This window comes from Tsuneonella sp. HG249 (assembly GCF_053819205.1).
In genome coordinates this window covers 2,244,656-2,261,264 of record NZ_JBSOQY010000001.1, presented here as the reverse complement: position 1 = coordinate 2,261,264, position 16,609 = coordinate 2,244,656, and the positions used below count along the sequence as shown (strand labels likewise).

Annotated in this window: 15 protein-coding genes; 7 read left to right on the top strand and 8 right to left on the bottom strand. The window is 66.2% G+C overall.

The genetic code is table 11. The features are described from left to right. Positions 1–107: 107 nt before the first annotated feature. Together astD and ACWPM1_RS11325 are read right to left on the bottom strand one after the other, a co-directional pair. Positions 108–1,553, bottom strand: a complete 1,446-nt coding sequence (gene astD / locus ACWPM1_RS11330) for a succinylglutamate-semialdehyde dehydrogenase (RefSeq protein WP_455694935.1) — start codon at positions 1,551–1,553, stop codon at positions 108–110. Positions 1,554–1,656: 103 nt separating this feature from the next. Further along, complete coding sequence (locus ACWPM1_RS11325; RefSeq protein WP_455694934.1) at positions 1,657–3,060, bottom strand: protein adenylyltransferase SelO family protein; 1,404 nt, start codon at positions 3,058–3,060, stop codon at positions 1,657–1,659. Positions 3,061–3,128: 68 nt separating this feature from the next. Here ACWPM1_RS11325 and ACWPM1_RS11320 point away from each other — a divergent pair, with 68 nt between their 5' ends. From ACWPM1_RS11320 to ACWPM1_RS11300, 5 genes are all read left to right on the top strand, one after another. After that, entirely contained in the window at positions 3,129–4,019 is an 891-nt protein-coding gene (locus tag ACWPM1_RS11320) for an alpha/beta fold hydrolase (RefSeq protein ID WP_455694933.1), read from the top strand. Further along, entirely contained in the window at positions 4,016–5,167 is a 1,152-nt protein-coding gene (locus ACWPM1_RS11315) for a glycosyltransferase (RefSeq protein ID WP_455694932.1), read from the top strand. The genes ACWPM1_RS11320 and ACWPM1_RS11315 overlap by 4 nt, the downstream gene beginning before the upstream one ends. Before the next feature lie 120 nt (positions 5,168–5,287). After that, on the top strand, positions 5,288–6,052 hold the full coding sequence (locus tag ACWPM1_RS11310; RefSeq protein ID WP_455694931.1) for a tetratricopeptide repeat protein: 765 nt from the start codon (positions 5,288–5,290) through the stop codon (positions 6,050–6,052). 23 nt (positions 6,053–6,075) lie between these two features. Beyond that, positions 6,076–7,422 (top strand): outer membrane protein assembly factor BamB family protein, encoded by a 1,347-nt coding sequence (locus ACWPM1_RS11305; protein WP_455694930.1) that lies wholly within the window; start codon positions 6,076–6,078, stop codon positions 7,420–7,422. Between the two features lie 42 nt (positions 7,423–7,464). Continuing rightward, positions 7,465–8,844 (top strand): methyltransferase family protein, encoded by a 1,380-nt coding sequence (locus tag ACWPM1_RS11300; protein ID WP_455694928.1) that lies wholly within the window; start codon positions 7,465–7,467, stop codon positions 8,842–8,844. Positions 8,845–8,847: 3 nt separating this feature from the next. Here ACWPM1_RS11300 and ACWPM1_RS11295 read toward each other — a convergent pair whose 3' ends face one another. From ACWPM1_RS11295 to ACWPM1_RS11285, 3 genes are read right to left on the bottom strand one after another with little or no spacing between them, the layout of a single operon-like run. Beyond that, complete coding sequence (locus ACWPM1_RS11295; RefSeq protein ID WP_455694927.1) at positions 8,848–9,147, bottom strand: putative quinol monooxygenase; 300 nt, start codon at positions 9,145–9,147, stop codon at positions 8,848–8,850. Positions 9,148–9,157: 10 nt separating this feature from the next. Next, entirely contained in the window at positions 9,158–10,528 is a 1,371-nt protein-coding gene (locus ACWPM1_RS11290) for a glutamate--cysteine ligase (RefSeq protein WP_455694926.1), read from the bottom strand. Between the two features lie 42 nt (positions 10,529–10,570). Further along, complete coding sequence (locus ACWPM1_RS11285; RefSeq protein WP_455694925.1) at positions 10,571–11,317, bottom strand: 16S rRNA (uracil(1498)-N(3))-methyltransferase; 747 nt, start codon at positions 11,315–11,317, stop codon at positions 10,571–10,573. 39 nt (positions 11,318–11,356) lie between these two features. Here ACWPM1_RS11285 and ubiA point away from each other — a divergent pair, with 39 nt between their 5' ends. Further along, on the top strand, positions 11,357–12,259 hold the full coding sequence (gene ubiA / locus ACWPM1_RS11280; protein ID WP_455694924.1) for a 4-hydroxybenzoate octaprenyltransferase: 903 nt from the start codon (positions 11,357–11,359) through the stop codon (positions 12,257–12,259). Between the two features lie 33 nt (positions 12,260–12,292). Here ubiA and ACWPM1_RS11275 read toward each other — a convergent pair whose 3' ends face one another. Beyond that, positions 12,293–12,667, bottom strand: coding sequence for a VOC family protein (locus ACWPM1_RS11275; protein ID WP_455694923.1), 375 nt, complete (start codon positions 12,665–12,667; stop codon positions 12,293–12,295). 87 nt (positions 12,668–12,754) lie between these two features. Between ACWPM1_RS11275 and soxR the strand changes: the two genes are divergently transcribed. Beyond that, complete coding sequence (gene soxR / locus ACWPM1_RS11270; protein ID WP_455694922.1) at positions 12,755–13,198, top strand: redox-sensitive transcriptional activator SoxR; 444 nt, start codon at positions 12,755–12,757, stop codon at positions 13,196–13,198. Here the strand turns inward: soxR and ACWPM1_RS11265 are convergent. Together ACWPM1_RS11265 and ACWPM1_RS11260 are read right to left on the bottom strand one after the other, a co-directional pair. After that, a complete protein-coding gene (locus tag ACWPM1_RS11265; RefSeq protein ID WP_455694921.1) occupies positions 13,195–13,701 on the bottom strand; it encodes a SixA phosphatase family protein in 507 nt (168 codons plus the stop codon). The two genes, soxR and ACWPM1_RS11265, sit on opposite strands and share 4 nt — an antisense overlap. Positions 13,702–13,723: 22 nt before the next feature. Then, positions 13,724–16,357 carry an ATP-dependent DNA helicase gene (locus ACWPM1_RS11260; protein ID WP_455695162.1) on the bottom strand — a complete coding sequence of 878 codons (2,634 nt, stop codon included), beginning with the start codon at positions 16,355–16,357 and terminating at the stop codon, positions 13,724–13,726. Between the last annotated feature and the right edge of the window lie 252 nt (positions 16,358–16,609).

Below are 16,609 nucleotides of genomic sequence, written 5' to 3'. Positions count from 1 at the left end.
GTGCCCACCCGCGGCCGCAAGCGCGAACCCTTTGGGGGTCGCGGAAGGCGCTTCTCGCTTCGGCGGGGGGCGCCTTCTTCCTAGGCGCCGGCGGCGATGGACCGGGGCTAAGTGCGCACTCGGCGCGGCGCGTTTACCTCGCCTTCGCGGAAGCCCGTTCCCAGCGTGGCGCGCGGCTGGTCCATTTCGGTGCTCGCGACGGGAAAGGCGCAATAGTCGGCGGCGTAGAACGCCGAGGGCCGATGATTGCCCGACAGGCCAAGACCGCCGAACGGCGCCTTGCTGCTGGCCCCGCTGGTCGGCCGGTTCCAGTTGATGATTCCGGCCCGCACGTTGGCCCAGAACCGGTTATAGTCCTGCGGACTGCCGCCGACCAGGGAAGCACTGAGACCGAAGCGCGTATTGTTCGCCTCCGCGATCGCTTCGTCGAAGTCCTCCACTCGGATCACCTGCAACAGCGGACCGAACAGCTCCACGTCGGGCCTGTCCTTCATCGACGTGACATCGATGATGGCCGGGCTCACAAAAGGCAGTCGGTCGTCAGGGCGCAGCATATGCTTGATAGCCTTGCCGCCATGCGACAGCAGGTAAAGGAAGCTCTCGGTCAACTGATCGGCCGCGGCATTGTCGATCAGGGGCCCCATGAACGGCGCCGGGTCGGCAAAGGGCTCGGCAAAGACGATGCGGTTCGCCAGGCTGCGAATCTCGCTGACCAGCGCGTCGTACATGCTTGCCTTGACGATCAGGCGCCGCGCCGCGGTGCAGCGTTGGCCCGCGGTGGTGAAAGCGCTCTGGATGACGAGGATGGCGGCTTCCGCCACCTTGGGCGTATCGATCACCACGATGGGATTGTTGCCGCCCATCTCGAGCGCCACGATCTTGCCCGGACTGGTCGCGAGCTTCTTATTGATGGCAATTCCGACTTGCGCGCTGCCCGTGAACAAGACCCCGTCGATATCGCGGTGCGCCACTAGGCCCTGGCCCTCTGCGGGCCCGCCCAACAGCAGTTGCACCACCGCCTCGGGGATGCCCGCACGATGGAAGCACCCGACGAGAAACTCTCCCACTGCGGGGGTCTTCTCGCTCGGCTTGAAGATGACCACGTTGCCGGCGATTAGCGCCGGGACGATGTGTCCATTGGGCAGGTGAGCCGGGAAATTGTAGGGGCCCAGCACGGCCATCACCCCATGCGGCTTGTGCCGCACGGCAGCGGTACCCTGAAGCGCGCTGTCGAAGCGCTTTTGACCGGTACGTTCGGCATAGGCGCCGACCGAGATGTCGACCTTCGCGATCACCGATTCCACTTCGGTACGCGCTTCCCATAGCGGCTTGCCCGTCTCGCGCGCGATCAGCGCAGCGAATTCCTTCTGGCTCTTGCGCACTTCGTTGGCGAACCGGCGGACCAGTTCTACCCGCGTGGCGAGCGGCCGCGCCGCCCATTCCGGCCACGCCCGACGCGCGCGATCGGCCGCCTGATCGACATCACCGATCTCGCCGCGCCACAGTTGCGCGCCCGTAGCGGGCTCGTAGGAAATGATTTCGGCAGCAGACAACGGGATGGTTACTCCGGGCCGGGGACGGGGTTAGGCGCTAACCGCAGTTGTCCTTACGCACAGATGCGGGAGATGGTGAATATCTTTCCACCGTTAACCCGTCTCACAGCGGCGCATGGCCCGCTGCGAGTGGGGGCGGGCCCAGCGCGTGGCCCAGCCGGCGAATGGCCTCGACCTCGTCCAGCAGCGGAGTCCAGTCGTCGTGTTCGGCAATCGAGGCCCACAGTTCTTCGACCCGCTCGATGACGAGTGACGGCGGCGCCTCCTCCTCCCATAACGAATGGGAGTTGGCCGTCGCCTCGTATCCGACAAGCGCGTCGCCGAGTGGCCCGTCGGCGCCGCGGCCGAAGCGGTGGCGATGAAAAAAGAGGTCCGGGCTCACTTCGCCCTCGCTCATGGCCGCTTCGCACGCCGCGACGACAGCTGCGTCGGCCTCTTCTCCGCGCGGGGTCACGCCCAGCCGCCAAAGCCAGCGCCTTTGCACGTTTGCCATGTAGAGCGGACCGAACCGCTCGAGCGCGGCCAGCAGCGGTGGCGCCTCGCTGAGGCTGCGCAAGGCCATCGCAAGCTGACCGCAGTTCCAATAGAGCGCTTCGGGCTGGCGGCCGAAGGCGTAGAGCCCAGCGTGATCGAAATAGGCCGCAGTGAAGCCGGGGTTCCAGCTTGGCAGCCACCGCCACGGCCCGTAGTCGAAACTCTCTCCCGTCACGTTCATGTTGTCGGTGTTGAGAACGCCGTGGACGAAGCCAGCGACCATCCAACTGGCCGCGAGGTCGGCAAGCCGCTCGACCACCTGGTGCAGCAGGACGACCCTCGGATTCTCGCGCCCGGGCGCATCGATGGGCGGCGTCGGTCCGGGGAACTGCGCGAGGCAGTAATCGACCAACCGCGCCATGTGTTCGCGCTCATCGAGCGCCGCGAGGCGCTGGAAGCTCCCGATGCGGATGTGTCCGTGGCTAAGGCGGCAGAGAACCGCGGAGCGTGTCGGCGAAGGCTCGTCGCCTCGCACCAGGTCCTCGCCGGTCTCGACGATCGAGAAGGTCTTGCTGGTGTTTACACCGAGCGCCTCGAGCATCTCGGTGGCGAGCAGCTCGCGCACGGCGCCTTTTAGAGTGAGCCTGCCGTCGGCAGTGCGGCTCCATGGGGTGGTGCCCGAGCCTTTTGTGCCGAGCTCGAGCAGTCGCCCGTCGGCGCTGCGCATCTGGGCGAAGGTAAACCCGCGTCCGTCGCCGATCTCGGGGTTGTAGACCCTGAACTGGTGCCCGTGATACCGCAAGGCGAGAGGGCCCGGCAGGGTCCCGGGCAGCGGCTCGAACCTGGCGAAGTGCCTGATCCAATCCTCGTCCGTAAGGTCAGCCAAGCCCACCGACGCGGCGGCGCGGTCGTTCCTGAAGCGCAGTTCGGTGCGCGGGAAATCGGCCGGTTCCACCGGATCCGCCAGCCAGTCGGCGAGAGCGAGCAGCGGCTTCTCGGGGCGGAAATCGGCAGGTTGCGGTTCTGCGCTCATCGGGCGATAGTGGGGGCAAGGGTGCGGCCATACAAGCCGCGAACGATCTGAAGGACCGCGCCGCGCCGATGGAAATGGCAACCGTTTCGGACCGTATGAGCGAGCGCGGCTGGGCCGACCGCCACTGGCAATCGGGCGATGGCCTGCGCCTCCATTTCCGCGACTATCCGGGTCGGGAGGACCGGCCGCCGGTGATCATCCTTCATGGCCTCACTCGCAACGCGCGCGACGGAGCGGCGCTGGCTGAGCGCCTGGCGGGCGAATGGCGGGTGATCGTGCCCGAGATGCGCGGGCGCGGCCAATCCGACTACGCGAAGGACACCGCGACCTATACGCCACTTCACTATGTAGCCGATTTGACTGCCTTGCTCGAGCAGGAGGCGATCGGCCGCTTCGTTTCGGTCGGCACCTCGCTTGGCGGGCTGATGACGATGCTGCTCGCGATGATTTCACCCGACAAGATCGCCGCCGCGACGCTGGTCGACGTGGGGCCCGAGATAGACCCGGCCGGCATCGCCGCCATCCGCGAATATGTCGGTCACGGCGGGAGTTTCCCGACCTGGATGCACGCCGCTCGCGAGCTCGAAGAGCTTCACGGGCATGCCTGCCCGGACTTCGCGCTGAGCGACTGGCTGGCCATGGCCAAGCGGCTGATGGTGCTCGGCGCGAACGGGCGGATCGCATACGACTATGACATGGGGATCGCGGACCCGTTCGATTCGCACGCGGCGCCGGCGGCTACGGACCTCTGGCCTGCCTTCGAGGCGCTCGCCGGCCGCCCGCTGCTGCTGTTGCGAGGCGAGCTGTCGGCCATCCTGTCGGCCGACACCGCACGCGAGATGCAACGCCGCGTGCCCGACATGGACCTGGTTACGGTTCCGCGGATCGGCCATGCGCCGACCCTGGCGGAACCCGGTACGCTCGAAGCGATCGACCGGCTTCTTACTCAAGTCGCATGACCGCCAGTTCAGGGGCGCCCCCGCGCATCCTACATCTTCACTCGAGCTTTGCGAGCGGCGGCAAGGAGCGTCGCGCGGTCCGGCTGATGAACGCGTTCGGCCCGAAAGTCGCGCATGCGATCGTGTCCGGCGTGCCCGGGGAGATCGGTGCAGCGGCGGAAATCTCGCGAGCGATCAACGTCGACTGGCCGGCGGGATTTCCCGCGCTTCAGGGCCGGCCTACGCCGGGTCGGTTGAAGAAGCTCGCGGAAGCGATGCGCGGATACGATCTCGTGCTGACCTACAACTGGGGCGCGATGGATGCGGTAATGGCGAACACCCTGTTCGGACAAGCGTTCGGCCTGCCCCCATTGATCCACCATGAGGACGGTTTCAACGAGGACGAACAGGTGCGGTTGAAGGCCTCCCGCAACTGGTACCGCCGGATCGCTCTCGGACGGGCCCGGGCGCTGGTGGTGCCTTCGGAAACGCTAGAGGAGATCGCCCTCACCACATGGCAGCAGCCCATCGGTCGGGTGAAGGTCATTCCGAACGGGATCGACGTAGAAGCGTTCGCAAGGACGCCGCCGGACGATGCGATACCTGGCCTCATCAAGCGACCGGGCGAATTCTGGGTCGGCACGATGGCAGGGCTTCGCCCGGTAAAGAACCTCGCCGCGCTGGTGCGGGTCTGTGCGCCGCTGCCTGAGTGTTGGCACCTGGTCATCGTCGGGGAGGGCCCGGAGCGGGAGACCGTTCGCGCGGAAGCCGAACGGCTTGGGGTCGAGCACCGCGTCCACCTGCCGGGCTTCGTTCGCGATCCGGATCGTTTTGTCGGGTTGTTCGACGTCTTTGCGCTTTCGTCCCACTCAGAGCAGTTTCCAATCTCCCTGGTCGAGGCGATGGCGGCCGGACGCCCAGTCGCGGCTTACGCGGTGGGCGACATCGCCCGCATGGTCGCGGAGGCCAACGGGCCGTTTATCATTTCCCCGGGCGACGAGGCAGCCCTGGCACATGCGCTCGACGAACTGGCCCACTATGCCGATGCGCGCAGTCTCCTGCGCAAGGCCAACCGGTCAAAGGCGCGCGCATCGTATAACGAAGAAGCGATGATTGCCGCCTACCGCCGGCTGTATGCGAGTGCGATGGGGAGGCCGGACCTGCCCTGAAGCGCTTCACCCGCGGTTCACTCCGTGGCGGACATCCAGTGGTTGTAAGTTGAATTGACCGCCCCATCGGCTAAAGACCCGCCGCATCCGAATTTCTCCCAACACGAGACGATAACCCGCGTGGCTCTTCGACCCGACAAATCGCTCAATGCGGACGACAAGCGCGCTCTGGCGCAGGCGGCACAGGAAGATGTGCTGCTGCGCGAGGTCGATGACGCGGTGCGGCAGGATCAGTATGCCGACGCTGCCAAGCGCTTCGGCCGACCTGCGCTGATCGCCGTCGTGCTCGTGCTCGCGCTATTTGGCGGCTACTTGTTTTGGGAAAGCCGGCAGAATGCCGCCCGCGAAGCCGATAGCGAGAAGCTTGTCGGCGCGCTGGACCAGGTCGAGAGCGGTAACTTGGCGAGCGGCGATGCCGCTCTTGCCGCTGTGATCGCCGACGGAGGCGAGGGCGCTCAAGCGGCGGCGAGACTGCTCAAGGCAGGCATTGCCATGGAACAGGCCAAGCCGGCCGAAGCTGCCGCACTCTACGATCAGGTCGCGGCAGACGGAGACGCGCCGCAGGCGTTGCGCGATATCGCTACCATCCGCGCGGTCACTGCCCGCTACGACACCACGAAGCCCGCTGATGTCATCGCCCGCCTGAAGCCACTCGCGGTTCCCGGAAACCCGTTCTTCGGGCCGGCGGGCGAGTTGGTGGCGATGGCTCACCTGGACCAGGGCAACCAGGCGGAAGCGGGCGCCCTATTTGCCGCGATCGCCAAGGACGACAATAGTTCCGATACCCTCCGTTCCCGCACGCGCCAGATGGCGGGCCTTCTGGGCGTCGATGCCATCGAGGATGTCGATACCGTGATCAACGAGACGCGGACGCCGGTCCAATGATTTCCGCAAGGACAACTTACCCGATGACCACTGCCACGCTTTTTCGTTTCTTCGGTCGCGCGGGCACGGCGCTGGCGCTTGCGCTCGGGGTTTCCGCTTGCGGTGTCCTGGGCGGTGGTGGCGACAAGAAGGTGACCCCGACCGTCGGCAACCGCCTTCCGGTCCTCTCCCGCGTCGAGACCGCCAAGGTCGATCCGTCGTTGGCAGGCGTCGCAGTGGTGCTACCGCCAGCGCAGACGAACACCGAATGGGCGCAGCCCGGCGGGAACGCGGGCAAGAGCTACGGTCACCTCGCACTGGCAGACAATCTCGCTCAGGTGTGGACCGCTAACGTAGCCGGATCCAGCGACCGGCGACGGCTGGCAGCGGTGCCGGTGATCGGCGATGGCAAGGTGTTCGTAGCGGACACCGAGGGTATGGTTCATGCCTTCGATGCGCAGAGCGGCGGGAAGCTCTGGAGCCATGCCGCCGAGGTTGGCGGCGAACTCCGTGCCGCGAATTTCGGCGGCGGTGTCAGTTACGAAGGGGGCCGCGTCTACGCTACCAACGGCGTGGGCGAAGTCGTGGCCCTCGATGCCAACACCGGATCGCAGGTCTGGAAAGTGAAGCCGGCCGGTCCGTTGCGCGGCGCACCGACCCTGGCATTCGGCTCGGTCTATGTAATGACGCAGGACAACCAGGTCGTGGCTCTCTCGGCCAGCGACGGCAAGCTCCTGTGGAACGAGTCCGGCGCCACCGCCCAGACCGGGCTGTTCGGCGTCGCGTCCCCCGCGGCGGCGCAGGGTACCGTCATCTCCGGATTCTCCAGCGGCGAACTCGTCGCCTATCGCTATGAGAACGGGCGCACCCTGTGGGCCGATGCGCTCGCGCGCACGTCGATCTCGACCGAGGTGGGAGCCCTTTCTGATATCGACGCCGATCCCATCATCGACTCGGGCCGCGTCTATGCGCTCGGCCAGGGCGGACGCATGGCCGCCTATGAGCTGGTGACAGGCCAGCGGATCTGGGAGCTCAACCTTGCCGGCATTTCGACGCCGGCGGTTGCGGGCGAATGGATCTTCGCGCTCACCGACGACGCGCGGCTGCTGGCGATTGCGCGCGGCAATGGCCGCGTCCGCTGGATCACCGACCTCGGCCGCTATCGCAATGTCGAGAAGAAGAAGGATCCCATCTTCTGGACCGGGCCGGTGCTCGCGGGCAACCAGCTATGGGTGGCCAACTCGCTCGGTCAGATTTACCGCGTAAGCGTCGGCGAGGGTTCCGCCTCGCTGTTCCAGACGCTGAAGGCGCCGATTGCACAACCGCCCGTCGTCGCCAACGGGACGCTGTACGTGCTCGACGAGAACGGTACGATCCACGCCTTCCGTTAGGCGGTAAGTGCACTTTTAAGCGTTTCCGGTTAGCAAGGGGGCGTGGAAAGCGCGCGCCGGCCCGGGAATGACGACCTGCCCCGCAGCGATGTGTCGCCGTGGGTCGGGATCGCCGGCGTCACGGGCCTGTTCGCGTGGATACTGGTTTGCCGCAACTGGCCGGCGATTGCCGAGGCGCTCGCTATTCCGGGGCCACGCCTGCGTCTCGACGGGCCCTACGCCGCGGTCAGCGGGATGCTTTTTTCCATCCTGCCCATGATCGTCGTCTCGCTGGCGGTCGACAAAGTCCATCGACGACCGTCGACGGGGATCGATTGGTCCCGGCCCCAGCCGCTTGCCACGACGGCGCGCTTCTCGCTGGTAAAGCTTGTCGGGCTATGGGCGACATGGATCGCGATCGCATGTTTCTACGCGATCGGGCGCTGGTACTGGGACGGCCAATATCTGTTCGCGATGCGGGTGCTGGAGGCGGCCGCGTTCCCGCTGCTGGTGTTTTCGGTGCCGTATGTGCTGTGGATCGACCGCTATCTGGTCAACCCGAGAGACCATGCGTGGCACTTCGGTGCGATGCTGCTGGGCCGCGATGGATACGACTTCGAGGAAGTCAAACGCCACTGGCGCGCCTGGATCATCAAGGGATTCTTCAGCGCCTTCATGATCTCGATTCTGCCACCGGGATTCGAAGCGGCGGTGAATGCCGACTTCGGTGCCATCGCGGCGAATCCGGCGGCGCTGGGTATGGCACTTATTGGCCTGCTTTTCCTGATCGACGTCCAGATCGGCACTGTCGGATACCTCGTCACGTTCCGACCGCTCGACGCGCACATCCGCAGCGGTAATCCCTACCTTGCCGGGTGGATCGCGGCGCTGATGTGTTACCCGCCGTTCGTATATACCTTCATGGGCTCGGGAATGCTCGGCTACGAGTTCGGCACCCCGGGGAAGGGCGACGCCAACTGGACTTTCTGGCTCGGCGAGTATCCGGTGCTGATCACTCTTTGGGCTGCGGCTCTCGTCGCGCTGACCGCGGTATATGCCTGGGCGACATTTGCCTTTGGCCTGCGGTTCTCCAACCTCACTTATCGAGGGGTGCTCACCAACGGCCCCTACCGCTTCACGCGGCACCCCGCGTACTTGTCCAAGAACCTGTTCTGGTGGCTCGCGACGCTCCCATTCCTCGTCACCAACGGCTCGGTGGTCGATACGGTACGCAACACCGTGTGCCTCGCAGCGGTCGGCGCGATTTACTACTGGCGCGCGCGCACCGAGGAAGATCATCTGTGGGCCGAAGACCCCAAGTACCGCGCCTACCATTCATGGATGGCAGAGCACGGACTGATCACTTCGCCATTGGTACGCATCAAGCGGCGATTCGCAGGGCGTTTGAGAGGAACGGAAGGTGGGCTGGAGCCGGCTGAATAGGCGCTAGGTCGGCTCGCCTTCGTCGGTATCGTAGATGCGCAAGTCGCGGTCCGTGAATCCCACCGCCGCCACAGTCTCGCGCCATCGAGCCATGTGCGGCGTCGCGAAATGGGCCTTTAGCGCATCGCGGTCGCGCCAGGCTTCGGAAATGTGCATCACCTGGGGATCGAGCACGTCGCGCGCGTACGCGTAGCGTATGCAGCCGTCTTCGCGGCGCGTGGCTTCGACCATCTCGGCCATGGCGTCGTGCGCGCGTTCGAAAGCGCCTTCCGGCACGCGGACCGTTCCCACCACGAGGATCATCGCGCTCCTTTCAAAAGCTCTGTTCGTAAACCCGGCTCACATCGCCTGCCCATTCGCCATGATAGAGATCCAGCAGGCGCTCGGCTGGCACTTTGCCACTGGCGACAATCTCGTCGAGCGGTTCCAGGAATCCGCTTTCGTTATCGCCGCTGCTGTTGAGCTTGCCCCGCGCGGCGAGACCCGCGCGGGCGATCTTGAGCGCTTCAGGCGCGAGATCACGCAATGTGCGCCCCCGTGCGACCGGCGCGTCGAAGCCGAGCTTTGGCACTGCATTGCGGAGGTTTTCGCGCTCCTCCATCGTCCAGTCCTTGACGAGGTCCCAGGCTGCGTCGAGCGCGGTCTGGTCGTAAAGCAGGCCCACCCACAGCGCCGGCAGGGCGCAGATGCGGTTCCACGGACCACCATCGGCGCCGCGCATCTCAAGAAAGGACTTGAGCCGGACTTCCGGGAAGGCAGTGGAAAGGTGATCGATCCAGTCGGACTCGCTTGGCTTTGTGCCTGGCAAGGCCTGGAGATCGCCCTTGAGGAATTCCCGAAAGCTGAGCCCCGCGGCATCGATGTAGCGCCCTTCGCGGAACACGAAGTACATCGGTACGTCGAGCATATAATCGACGTAGCGTTCGTAGCCGAAGCCATCCTCAAACACGAACGGCAGCATTCCGGTACGGTGCGGGTCGGTGTCGGACCAGATGTGGCTGCGATAGCTGAGGTAGCCGTTGGGCTTCCCCTCGGTGAAGGGCGAATTGGCGAACAGCGCCGTCGCAAGCGGCTGCAGCGCGAGGGAGACGCGGAACTTCTGCACCATGTCCGCCTCGCTCGAATAATCGAGGTTGGTCTGGATGGTGCAGGTGCGCAGCATCATGTCGAGACCGAGGCTGCCGACACGTGGCATATGTCGGAGCATGATTTCGTAGCGGCCCTTGGGCATGATCGGCAGCTCGGCCCGCGTCTTGTCGGGCCACATGCCGAGCCCGAGGAAGCCGACACCGCATTTTTCCCCGATCGCCTTGACCTGATTGAGGTGACGGCCGGTTTCGGCGCAGGTCTGATGAAGGTTCTCCACCGCCGCCCCCGACAGCTCGAGCTGCCCGGCAGGCTCGAGGCTGACGGTGCCGTCGGCGCCGCGCATCGCGATGACTTTGCCGTTCTCCTCGACCGGCTCCCAGCCGAACTGGGTGAGCGCCATCAGCATGTCGCGGATGCCGCAAGCCTCGTCGTATGACGGCGCGCGATGGTCTTCGCCCTTGTACACCAGCTTTTCGTGCTCGGTGCCGATGCGCCAAGCGTCTTTCGGTTTCTCGCCGTCAGCCATCGGCGCCACCAACTGGTCGCGGCTTTCGATGATGGGATCGTCGGCGCTCGACGCTTCGCGGGTGCTCATGCCGGTTGCACTAGGAAACGGAAAAGCCCCGCGCCAGCGAATTTATCGCCAGTCGCCAACGGTCGCCATCCATAAGGCGACGGCTCCGATCGCGGCTGTTTCGGCACGGAGGATGCGGGGCCCGAGGGAGATCGGGACGGCTTGCGGCACCGCGCGTATGGCGGCGTTCTCGGTATCGTCGAAGCCACCTTCGGGACCGATGAGTATGGCTGCCGGACCGTCGTGGGCCGCCATCGCCGCCGCCGCCGGTTGGCCGCCGCGCTCGTCGCAGAAGAAAAGCGTGCGGTCGGCGGGCCAATCGGGGAGCAGTCTCTCCAGACGCACGAGCGAAGCCAGCTGAGGAAGGGCGGTCCGTTCGCACTGTTCGGCGGCTTCGATCATGCGCTTCTCCAGCCGGGAGGCGTTGACCTGGTGAATCTGGGTGCGGCGCATCTCGACCGGCACGAACCTCCGGACGCCGAGCTCGCAAGCCTTCTCCGCGACGAGTGCGAAGTTGTCGCGCTGGATCGGAGATACGCACAGCCACAGGTCGGGCGTTTCCTCGCGCGGGGCTAAGAGTGCGCTGACCTTCGCCGAGGCACGGCCGGACGATAACTCTCCCAGAGTAGCGACATACTCGCCGGTTAGGTCGTCAAACAGGCGCACGGGATCGCCCGCCTTCAGCCGAAGCACCGTGAAAAAGTAGCGCACTGCGGCCTGATCCAGCGTCACGTCCTCCCCCGACGCCAGCGGTCGGTCGACGTAGAGGCGCGGAGTCGATTTGGGCGGCCAGGCGGGGGTAGCGGGCATCCCTTTGCAGGTGGCACGGCGGGCGGTAGGGGACAAGCAGTGAGCGATACGATCGTCCCCGACAGCGAGCACCGCGGCGTCGTAGCCCGCTTGCCGCAGCCGCTGCGCGACCTGGCCTTGCTGGCCCGTTTCGACCGCCCGATCGGCTGGTGGCTGCTGTTCTGGCCTTGCGCTTGGGGGGTTTGGCTGGCGGGCGCCGGGTGGCAGCTTGCGCTGGTCGGCTGGCTCCTGCTCGGCAGTATCGCCATGCGCGGAGCGGGGTGCGTGTACAACGACATCGTCGACGCCGATCTGGACCGGCAAGTAGCCCGCACCTCCAGCCGTCCCGTGGCGAGCGGGCGGGTTTCCGTGAAAGTTGCATGGATGTGGTTGCTGGCGCTGTGCGCCGTCGGCATGGTCGTCATGCTGCAACTACGTTGGCAGGCGCAGCTCGTCGCGCTGGCAAGCCTCGCGCTGGTCGCAGCGTATCCCTTTATGAAGCGGATTACGTGGTGGCCGCAGGCATGGCTCGGGCTTGTATTCACCTGGGGAGCGCTGGTGGGCTGGACCGCGCTGCGCGGCGACAAGCTAGAGGTCGTCGCCGCGCTCTACGCCGGCGCGTTCTTCTGGTGCATGGGCTACGATACAATCTACGCCCTGCAGGATCGCGAGGACGATGCGCTGGTCGGCATCCGCTCGAGCGCGCTGCGGCTGGGCAACCAGGTGCAGGCCGGCGTCCTCGCTTTCTACTGCCTCGCGATCACCTGCTGGAGTCTCGCCTTCTGGCTGCTCCGCGCCGACTGGATGGCACTGCTCGCCCTCGTCCCGGCCAGCGCTCACTTGCTGTGGCAGGGCTTCACGCTCGAGCCGAGCGACCCTGCCAATCCGCTCGATCGGTTCCGCTCGAATCGCTTCGCCGGCGCGCTGGTCGCGGCGGCCTGTTTTGTCGTGGGCAACGCTTGAGAAGCCGCCAACATCGGTTCGCGCAGGATGATCTCATTCATAGCTGACGATCTCCCATTCGATGTGGTCCCAGTCGAAGAAGTAGAAGCGCCGCCCGGGCTCGTAATCGGCATGATTGAAAGGCTCGAGACCCGCCTCGATCACGGCGGCTTCGGCGGCGTCGAGGTCGTCGACGACTAGCCCGACGTGATTGAGCGGTGCGCCCTTGGCAAAAGGGCCGGCGGCGGCTCCGTCGCGGGTATAGATTGCCACGTATGCGCGATCGTCGCCGCAGTGGATTGTCCACCCGCCAAGCTGCGAGGGGCCGCGCCAGCGTTCGTGCCAGCCGCCTATTCGCTTGAGTAGGGCCGCGCTGCGCTCCGGATCGGAGACGGTGATGTTCACGTGTTCGAGGAAGCCGGTCGGCATCGTTGAATACCTTATCAAGCCGCGGATCGAATCGCCCGCTTGGCTTTGATGCAACCTCAAGCTAACTTGAGGTCAAGGAGTTTTTCGATGCAACTTCGCGCGACCGACCTGCTGACCATCGGCGAGTTGTCCCGCCGCACGGGACTGAGCGTCTCGGCGATCCGCTATTACGAGGCGCGCGGGCTGGTGGAGCCCATCCGTACCGGCGGCAACCAGCGCCGCTTTTTGCGCGGCGACATCCGCCGGTTGAGCTTCGTGCTCATCGCACAGAACCTCGGGCTCTCGCTAACCGACATCGAACGCGAGCTCTCGCGACTGCCGCACGGGCGCAATCCCACGGCGGCCGACTGGAGGCGGATCAGCAGCGGCGTGCGGGCAGCGATCGACGCAAAGATCGCGACGCTCGAAAAGACCCGCCAGGACCTCGACGGCTGCATCGGCTGCGGCTGCCTGAGCCTGAAGAAATGCCGCCTCTACAACCCGCAGGACAGGTGGGGAGAGGGGGGTAGCGGGCCGCGCGTCCTGCGCTAGTGCTCCGGGCCCAGCGTGGGATCGAGATCGCGTGGGCGCTGGAAATGGACGAGCTTGCCGCATTCCTTGTCGAGGGATGCCCAATCGTCGATCGCCAGCTCGAGCAAGGCGAAGGTGGCCGTGGGGAACTTGACCGCCGCCTCGTCGAACATGTCGTTCTCGTTCGCGGGTGCCACCAGCGCGAACATCAGGTCCTGCAAGCCGGGGTTGTGACCCGAGAGGAGCACCGCCTCGGCGTCACCGGCCCCGCGGAGAACATCGAGCAGGGTCTCCGCGTCCGCCAGGTATATGCGCTGGTCGTAGCGCACTTCCGTTCCGGGCAAGGCTTCCACCAATGTCGCCTTCACGCGTTCAGCAGGGCTCGCCAGCACCACGTCGAAGCGGGAGCCGAGTTCCCGGATATGGCCGCCTATCAGCCGGGCGCCGCGCCGGCCGCGCTCGTTGAGACCGCGGTCGAAGTCGCGCTGGCCAATGTCGTCCCATTCGGACTTGGCGTGCCGCAACAGGCCGAGCAGTTTCGTCAGGTCAGGTAGCCCCTTCTGGCGCCACGGCTTCGGTGCGAGTCAGGCCTCCGTCTCGCGCCTGCGCCAGGCGTTGTAAAGCCTCGTCGAGCGTGCAGCGAACGATTGGCGTGCCGGCCGGGAAAGCGGGTAGCAGCCGGCTCGGGAACGCGGGCGAGAGCACCACGAAATGGCCCCGGTCATCCTTGCTGCGGATGAGCCGGCCGAACGCCTGCGCAAGCCTCGCGCGGATCAGCCGGTCATCATAAGCCGAGCCGCCGGCCGCCGCCCGGCGCGCGCGATGGAGGATAGTGGGGCGCGGCCAGGGGACTTGCTCCATGACCACGCACCGTAGCGAGTGGCCCGGTACGTCCACGCCGTCGCGCAGCGCGTCGGTGCCCAGCAGGCTCGCACCAGGGTCGTCGCGAAAGATGTCGACCAAAGTGCCGGTATCGATCGGGTCCACGTGTTGCGAATAGAGCGGCAGGCCGGACCGCGCGAGCCGGTCGGCGATACGCCCATGCACCGCGCGCAAGCGGCGGATCGCGGTAAACAGCCCGAGCACCCCGCCACCACAGGCTTCGATGATGCGGCCGTAGGCGCCGGCCAACGCCGACACATCGCCACGCTGGATATCGGTGACTATCAGCACTTCGGAATTGGCTGCGTAATCGAACGGGCTTTCCGCCTCGCTCAGCCGAGGCACGACCTCGATATGCGGCGCCCCGCTGCGCGCCACCGCGGCTTCCCAGTCCGGACCGTCCTTTAGCGTGGCGCTGGTCAGCATTACCCCGTGTGCGGGCTCGAGCACAACGTGAGCGAACGGCTTCATCGGATCGAGCCAGTGCCGATGTAGGCCCACATCGAACTCGCGAGCCTCGTTGCGTTCCACCGCCAGCCAGTCGACGAATTCGGGATCGCCAGGCCCCCCCAGCCGATCGAGCAGCGCCTCCCACGCGGCGAGCAGGTCGCACCGCCACGATAGCGAGTGTCGCGCCCCTTCGATCCGCGCGCGGCCCTGCGCGTCCAGCCAATCCGGTGGGTCCGATATTATCGCTTCCAGCCGACCACCCAGGCGAAGCAGCGGCGCGCGAATCTCGGCGAGCGCGCCCGCGGCTCGCCCGGCCAGTTCGACAATCGGCCCGTCCAACCCGGCTGCCTCGGTCTCGATCCCGTATCCGGCTTCCTGCCCGCCGCTCTCGTCGCGGGCGTAGGTCACCGCGCGAACCGCACCGAGCAGCGCTTCGATCGGGCCATGGGGGATCCCATCGACCAGCCGTTGGAGCCAACCGTCGCTGGGCAGGGCGTGTGCGGCGGCGAGTGCCGCCTCCACCGCCTTGCGACCGGCCTCGTCGTAGCTGGCGACGTCGGCCAAGCGGGCCGCCAACCCCCGCCGCCGGCCACGCGATTGCTTCTCGGGTCCGACGAGCCACCGCCGCAGCTCGATCGCTTCGGCACCGGTGAGGGCGGCGGCAAAAGTGCTGTCGGCCGCTTCGAATACGTGATGGCCTTCGTCGAACACAATGCGCGTCGGGCGAGCCGTGGGGAAACTGCCGCCAAAGCCGGTACGCGCGGCATTGACCATCACCAGCGCGTGATTGGCAATCACCAGGTCGGCCTGAGCGGAGGCGCGCGCGGCATGTTCGATGAAGCACTTCCGGTAGTGCGGGCAGCCAGCGTAAACGCATTCACCGCGCTGGTCGGTCAACGCCGCCACGCCGCGCTTGCGAAACAGCGTGCCGAGCCAACCGGGCAGGTCGCCGCCGATCATGTCGCCGTCCTGCGTGAACGCCCCCCACCGGGCGACTAGTTGGGCGAAAATCGCGGCGCGCCCACCGAACCCGCCCTGCAACGCGTCTTCCAGATTGAGCAGGCAGAGATAGTTTTCTCGGCCCTTGCGCACGACCACGGGTCGCGAGCCGTCCGCGCGGGTCTGCGGCCAGGCCCGCCTGCTTTCCCGGCGAAGCTGGCGCTGGAGATTCTTCGTGAAGGTCGAAACCCACACTGTGCCGCCGGACTTCTCGCTCCACAGGTGCGCCGGCGCCAGGTAGCCCAGGGTCTTGCCGATCCCGGTCCCCGCTTGCGCGAGATGGACGTGCGGCACTCCGCGTTTGGGGCGAGGCGCGAAGACGCCGCCTACCTCGCGGGCGTAACGACGCTGGCCTTCGCGCGCCTCCGCGCCTTCGCCGGTAAGCCGGGCAAGGCGCGCCTCGACCTCCTCTTCCTCGATCAGGACATGGCCGGGCTGGGGTCGCTCCGGGGTCTCTTCCCATTCGGGCAGCTTGGCAAACAGCCAGCGTTCGGCGCGCTCGGGCTTGCGGACGTAGGGCGCGAGAACTTGGGCCCACGGCCAGCGCAGCCGCATCAGCGATTGCAAGCTCGACCAAGCGCCTTCGCGCTCGGTCCACCCGGCGCTTTCGCACGTTTCGATCAGGCGTCCGGCTGCCTCTTGCAGGAAGGCCGGTACGGCGTCGTCGGCCGCGGGCTCGGCCATCCCGAGCGCATGTGCGAGGCCCTTTGGTGTCGGCACAACGAAGCGCGCGGGATGGACGAACGCGAACAGCTCCAGGAGGTCGAGCCCCGACAGGTCTGGATATCCGAGGCGCGTGGCGACCAACGGTGCATTCAGCATCAGCAGCGGCGTGTCGGCCGCCGCCATCACGGCTTCGCCCTTGCCGCAGCCGCGAGTTGCGCCGCGTTCGCGCAACCAGGTTCCAGCATGGCTCGCGTGAACGGCAGGTAAGGTGATGGCAGCGGTCACGAGGCGGAAATGCGGTCGGCGGAACGAAAAGTAAACATCGCTTTCCTACAGATGATGCGCTTGAGTAGGCCTGACGGGTGCATCGCCCGTCGCCTCTCTTCCGTCCGCTCTTTCCCCAATCGGCAGCGATGATTTCTTCTCATCAGAACA